Source organism: Bradyrhizobium manausense (genome assembly GCF_018130615.1).
In the GTDB taxonomy this organism is placed as follows: Bacteria; Pseudomonadota; Alphaproteobacteria; order Rhizobiales; family Xanthobacteraceae; genus Bradyrhizobium; species Bradyrhizobium manausense_A.
In genome coordinates this window covers 166369-172583 of record NZ_JAFCKB010000018.1, presented here as the reverse complement: position 1 = coordinate 172583, position 6215 = coordinate 166369, and the positions used below count along the sequence as shown (strand labels likewise).

Genomic DNA, 6215 nt, shown 5'->3' with positions numbered 1-6215 from the left:
AACAAAGCGCGGTAGCGCATCGTGACAACCCCACTGTCACTGAAATTATCGTGTCTCACTTCAGGGGTGCAGTCCAGTGCACTCAATTTCTGCCCGCCGAACAATGATCGATGCCGCAGTTGGAAGCTATCGATGATTTAGTGCACCGTCCCCGAAAATGTCTGATGTTGCTTGAAAAGAGCGAACGTTTCCTGCCGCCCCGGTCGAACAGTGACCGATGCGCAGTGGGACGTCATTGTAAGAAATCTAATGCACTGAAGATCACCGTAAGGGGAAGTGGCTGATCGAACGGAGAAGCATGTCGTTTGGAAAGCCGTTGCGGATTCGCTCGGGCCGGGGTGGGACCGTCTCAGTTGAGCGGCCTCGTCGATAAACGCACTATGGGGTCGGGGGCACGAGGTCACCCACAATGCCGCAGCGCGCAGTAATACTGCCGCCTCCGCCGGCAAACAACACGACGTAGGGAAATCGTCCTTGACCCATGAGCATACGCACATCGGCCTCGAATGAGTAATTGTAAGCGCTGCCAACGAACGTTCCCGGTCCGGCATTGAACCAGACGATCCTTCCGATCGTAGGCCCATTAGACGCTTGAGAAATACTGACGTAGGCCTCCGTGAGTGGAGACACACTCTCAGCATTGCAGTTGATCTTGGAAAGCATGAATAAGTTGTTCGATGGCAGTTGGCTGAAATTGACCCTGCAAAATCCGTTGATGCAAGAGGCGCCGTTGATGAAGAGATCCTCGTAATAAGTACCATAGGATATAGGCGCGGCACCGACTTGAGTCGTGACAGCAAGCGTAACGGCGGCAAGGGTAGTTCTAACAACACTAACGGACTGCATTTTCGCCTCCATGGGTGAATAGGTGCCGCGTTGCAGGGGCGTCCGCGCAAAGTGCGGTGACGTTGCACATTTAATTTCTGCCCGATGCCGCAATCGGACGACATCGTGATGATTTTGGTTCGGCGCCGTCACCGCAAATCGCAATCGGTCATCGGGGACGGCGATCGGTCTAGTCCGGCACCGATGGCGGATCGCCAGCTCGCCGGCGCCCGCCCTCGAGCCATGACGCGAGGCCTGGCGTGAGCAGTTCTCTGACGCGTGCGTCGTAAAGCGCGACGTCGTCGTCCGTCAGCACCTCCCGCCAACGGCTGTCGATCCCCTTGTTGAAGAAGCGGCGCGAGCCACCGGTGAACATCGCTTTGGTATGCGGCATCAACTCATCGCCGGCGCTTTGCATGGTTTCAAATCGTGCGGCCTCGACAAGCGCCCGCCACAGATTTTCTTCGCGCACAATGCCGAGAAATTCTGCAATCCGGCGCATTTCCCCTTCGAGATCAGCCGAGAGGTCTGAGTAGTGAACCAGCAGCACGTTCGGCCGCTTTCGTTCGGCCCAATAGCTGGCCTCGACGTCGAAATAGAACGGGTTGGGCGGTCCGTTGACAGGACCGGGCGTCACCTTCGTGGCGATCCACTGCCGAAAGAACTGTAGCGGATCGGCCGGAGGTCTTTGATAAGGCCGGCCAACGACGGGATCGTCGCGGCCGATCCCGTCGAACAGCGCAATCTGCGTTTCGTTGAAGCCTGAGTAGTGATTGTGCATGGAAAGGCCGACGTCGCGGCCGTTCCGGCCGACGTGAATGTATTTGACGTCGTCATAGAGCGGGAGACCGTCGATCGGCAGATGCGTCTTCAGGAAGCGACGATGCTGCTGGGTGGCAAGCTTTCGATGCACTTCCTCGGGGGTATGACGGAAACGAGCTTCTACCCACGGCGAGACTGCAGGGAGAGATCGGACATTCGCATCGCCGAACACCAGCGAACTGACGATCTGCTGCATCCATGTCGTGCCGCACTTGGGGGCGGTCGCAATGATGATGTCATCTTGGCGGGGCACGTAGCCGTTCCAGTAGCGGCTGTCGATGACCCACGTCCTGTATTCGCGCAGTGCCGACCGAACGAGCATGGCAACCTTCCGTTTCCACGACCGCCATCAAGGCGACGTTGGCAAGGACCCTCGCAAATCATCGATCCGCAAGCCCTGGCGGCCACCACACACGGCAGCCTAGGTGGGCGCGGAGACCTTAAAGTCGCGATCGCTGCGAGAGCATGAGAACGGCCACAAGGCAGGCTGCCGGCATACCGAACCCAAAGCAGCGCCGGCTCAGTGTGCCCGCTCGTAGTCCCGAATTTCCTGCAGCCGCGTCAGGCAATAATTCCGGTAAAGATCTTCAATGAATGCCCACATGACCCAATCCCCATTGGCTCTATCTGACGGAGGCTAGACCGGCTTTGTTTCGGGAATGCTTCGTGCAACCGGTAAGTGGGTTTCGTGGGCAACGCGCCGAAACCACAAGAACCACTGCGTGACGGCTCACGGCGGGCGGGGCCATCGAGCCGTGTCCTGCGGAGCAGGGGGCCGAACGTGATCTTGAGCGGTCGGAATTGCGGTGCCGCCGCGCACCATTGACGTGGCGGGGCCTGGCACTCCCGGCGCTCAAATCCGCAATTGGATCGGCTGCCGGGAGCATTGGGGGGCTGGAAGCCGAGCCGTGCCATGTTCGCCCTGGGGTGGCAATGGGTAGAACATCGGATTCCGGTAGTCTTACGGAATCCATTTTCGGAACGGGGTGTTCTACAAGAAGAACACCGGCGAGATTTGAGTACCGATTTGTAATTTGCCCGGGATGGCCGCAGTGGGGGCTGGAACCACCCTGCGGCCTTTCCCCGTGGCGCGCCCGTGCATCGCCTTGCGCGCCGCCGTCTCTCCACCCGCTCAACCGTGATCGCATGTTCAAAAGTGGACAGAGCGACGCGCCAGGACTGACTAAGCTTGTTGGTCCCTGGTGCTCGCGCCAGGGACACCTTGAGCGGTCCCGGCATAGGGGTATGCCGGGGCCGTTCTGTTTCAGCCGTTGCTCAGTGCTTCGCCGCTCTCTCTAGGAATTCCAGCATGGAGGGCGCCACGTCCTCGAATTCGACGAAGCGACGGCGCAGCTCATCCGCGATATCCGCAGTCACATCGCGCGACCATCCCTCGGTCGTGTTGAAGGCGATGATGCGAGCTGGACGAATGTAATGGCCTTCGATCAGGTGCCGCAGCAGAGTCGCTCGATTGCTGTCCTCTTCTGCCGTTTCGGACCAGGCCCGCCCCAAACGGCCGCCGAAGTCCTCAAGCACAATGTAGACATCGCGGTTGGCCGCACTCTGCGGGACGATGGATGGAGAGTCAGCCATGAGAACGCGCTTGGCTAGAGTTCCCTTCAGGACCGAATCCTGATCTCAAACGGTCGAAAAGGCCACGGCAAAAAAGGGGTAGGTCGTGGCTCGATCCGGGCCGTACGCCAAACGGGGGCAGGGTTATCGCGCATCGGCAGACCTGTCATTCCGGGACGCCCGAAGGGCGGACCCGGAATCTCGAGATTCTCAGGTGCGCAATTGCGCACCATAGTTCGATGCTTTGCATCGCCCCGGAATGACGGGAATTGGTGGGCGCAAGGCGATATTGGGAGGAGCGCTGCCGGCAGTGCGAGCGCCATATGCGATTGCCCTCCAACGGGGGCAGCGCCTCCGCGCTGCTCCGCGCCATTTGCTTAGGCCAAGACGCAATTCCTGCACGGCAGGATCTGTCGGCTCCGACATATCCGCTCGCCCGATCGCGGAGGAGCCAAACGCACAACTACCAGCCTACGTTGCCGGGCCGCGCAAATCTGAACCGGCGATTGCGAGCGGAGCCGCCGATCAAGCCGCGAGTTGCCGCGGCTCGTCTCGGGTCGCACAAGCGCGCACAGTCGGCCGACACATTGCGCCACCGAACAGCAACATCCGGGCGCTCTGTGACATCTATCTGTAACAAGAGCGCTGCATATCGTCCTGACCAAATTGTAAATTGGGGTGGGGGATATGCGTCGTATTGTTTCTTCGAGTGTTTTGCTTGCTTCGATGTTGGCCGCGCCGGCGGCGAAAGCCGATGTCATGCTGCTGGCGATGGGGTCGCTGAGCGGAAGCAGCGCCGGCGCAAATGCGGATCTTTCGGGGTTGACCGGCACGCTGGAAAACGGGCTTCCCGCCAATGTGCTTGGCGGAATCGGGTCCGGCATCACCTATGCGGGCGGCAATACGTTTTACGCTCTGCCGGACCGCGGTCCGAACGCAACGCCCTACAATTCGAAAGTGGATGACACCGTCTCCTATATCAGCCGATATCAGACGGTGAACATGAGCCTGACGGCAACGCCGGGCGGAAGCTTGCCGTATTCGCTGACGCCGACCCTGACCAAGACGACGCTGCTCTCCAGCTCGGCGCCGCTAACTTACGGAACGGGGGCGGGTCTCGGTAACAAGATAGACGGCACCCCGCTCGGGTCCGGTGCGCCGGCGCAGAATACGAGTAGCACCTATTATTTCACGGGTCGTTCTGACAATTTCGGCCCCGGGAATTCCGGAAATCCCAGCAATGCCCGGCTCGATCCGGAGTCCATTCGCGTGTCGCCGGACGGCAAGAGTGTCTATGTCTCCGACGAGTACGGCCCCTACGTTCGTCAGTTTGACAACAGCACCGGCAAGCTGGTCCAGACCTTCACCTTGCCGAGCAACCTCGACGTATCGAAACTCTCTCCGGTGGGAAGTACCGAGATTAGCGGCAACACGTCCGGCCGGACGGCGAATAAGGGCATGGAGGGGCTTGCGCTCACGCCGGATGGAAAGACGCTGGTGGGCATCATGCAGGCGCCGCTGATTCAGGACGCGACGGGTGCCTCAAAAAACACCGTACGCATCGTCACGATCGACGTCGCGACCCACGCAACGCACGAATACGCCTACAACCTGACGACCGGCAGCGGAGTGAGCGAGATCGTCGCGCTGAACGACCACCAATTCCTGGTCGACGAGCGGGACGGCAAGGGCCTCGGCGATGGCAGTGCGGCCAAGGTGAAGCAGCTTTTCATCATCGACATCAAGGGAGCCACCGAAGTCTCGAGCCTGAGCGGCTCGGCTCTGGCGGCCGCTGCCGTGACGAAGTCGGGTCCGTTCCTGGACATCGTGTCCGCGCTCGGAGCCCACGGCATTCCGAACACCCAGGTGCCGTCGAAGATCGAAGGCCTCACCTTTGGCCAGGACGTCACGATCAACGGCCAGGTCGAGCACACGCTGTGGGTCGCCAACGACAACGACTTCGTTCCAGCGACGTCGGGCCCGAACATGTTCTACGTGTTTGGCTTCACCGACGCCGATCTGGCCAAATACGGCGCCAGCTTCACGCCGGAGCAGGTCGCCGCCGTTCCGGAGGCGTCGACCTGGGCGATGATGATTGCGGGCTTTTTCGGAGTAGGCCTACTTGCCTCCCGGCGTCGGAAGCGGCCGGCCTTGGCCTGAATCCAGTTTTGCGAATGTAAGAAAGGCCGCCTTCGGGCGGCCTTTTCATGTCCACCCGTTTGGGGGGGGCTTGGCTCCAACCGAGCCGCGCGCCTGCGTGAGCCTCAGCTCTTTGGATCGGCGCCCTTCAGTGCGTCCCACGCGGCCTTGTTGGCCTGATCGAACGATTTCCGGGATTCGGCGAGCGCGGCGCTCAGGACCGACCAGGATTCGCTGCCAGCCTGTTTCAGCTTCTGCAAGCGCGCCTCGGCCTCGGACGCGTCAGATTTCATTTGCGCGAGCGCTGCATCGAGATCGACGGTGCGGGCTGCTGCCACCTTGCCTGCGGCCTCACGGAATTTGTCAGCCGCTTCGCGCCAGGCCTTGCCCTGTGCAGCAGCAAGATCCCTGAACGTGGACTGCTGCAGCTCGAGCTGTTTGCCGGCGCCTTCGAAGTAGGTCTTCACTTGCGCCTCGAATGCAGCCCATTGCCTTTCAAGGTCCGTCCTGGCGCTCGCCCACGCGGCTTCACCTGCTTCCGCCTGCGTCTTGAGCCGCGCTTGAAACGCGTCGCGGTGCTTCGTCAGATCGGACAGGAGCTGATCCGTCTTGACCTTGGACTCAGCCTTGGCCTGGCCGGTTTTGACCTCGAACGAGGCCAATGCAGCGTCCATTTCGTCGATCCGCTCTTTGGCCCAATTGAGGTAAAAATGCATGCTGCTCTGCTGTGACATGGCCGTCTCCATTAACTTGCCGGAGCCATGATCACAGAGCCTGGGTTTGGCTGTATTGACCTGTCTCAATGAGGTCCTACAGCAAGCGACCGCCAGCGGCTCATGATGCGCCCCCGACAGCTG

At 60.5% G+C, this 6215-nt stretch carries 4 protein-coding genes and 2 pseudogenes; 2 read left to right on the top strand and 4 right to left on the bottom strand.

The genetic code is table 11. The features are described 5' to 3' along the window. Positions 1-378: 378 nt before the first annotated feature. From JQ587_RS28215 to JQ587_RS28205, 3 genes are all read right to left on the bottom strand, one after another. Entirely contained in the window at positions 379-846 is a 468-nt protein-coding gene (locus JQ587_RS28215) for a hypothetical protein (protein ID WP_212427472.1), read from the bottom strand. A 169-nt stretch (positions 847-1015) separates the two neighbouring features. Then, the gene (locus JQ587_RS28210; RefSeq protein ID WP_212427471.1) at positions 1016-1969 is read right to left on the bottom strand and encodes a sulfotransferase domain-containing protein; all 954 of its coding nucleotides are present in this window, start codon (positions 1967-1969) and stop codon (positions 1016-1018) included. Between the two features lie 953 nt (positions 1970-2922). Continuing rightward, positions 2923-3240 (bottom strand): hypothetical protein, encoded by a 318-nt coding sequence (locus tag JQ587_RS28205; RefSeq protein WP_212302285.1) that lies wholly within the window; start codon positions 3238-3240, stop codon positions 2923-2925. A gap of 666 nt (positions 3241-3906) precedes the next feature. On the opposite strand from JQ587_RS28205, the pseudogene JQ587_RS28200 reads away from it, so the two are divergent. Then, positions 3907-5169: pseudogene (locus JQ587_RS28200) on the top strand (esterase-like activity of phytase family protein); the annotation flags it as partial. Positions 5170-5274: 105 nt separating this feature from the next. Continuing rightward, positions 5275-5379: pseudogene (locus JQ587_RS37230) on the top strand (PEP-CTERM sorting domain-containing protein); the annotation flags it as partial. Between the two features lie 104 nt (positions 5380-5483). On the opposite strand, the gene JQ587_RS28195 reads toward JQ587_RS37230, so the two are convergent. Further along, complete coding sequence (locus tag JQ587_RS28195; protein ID WP_212302385.1) at positions 5484-6092, bottom strand: sll1863 family stress response protein; 609 nt, start codon at positions 6090-6092, stop codon at positions 5484-5486. Between the last annotated feature and the right edge of the window lie 123 nt (positions 6093-6215).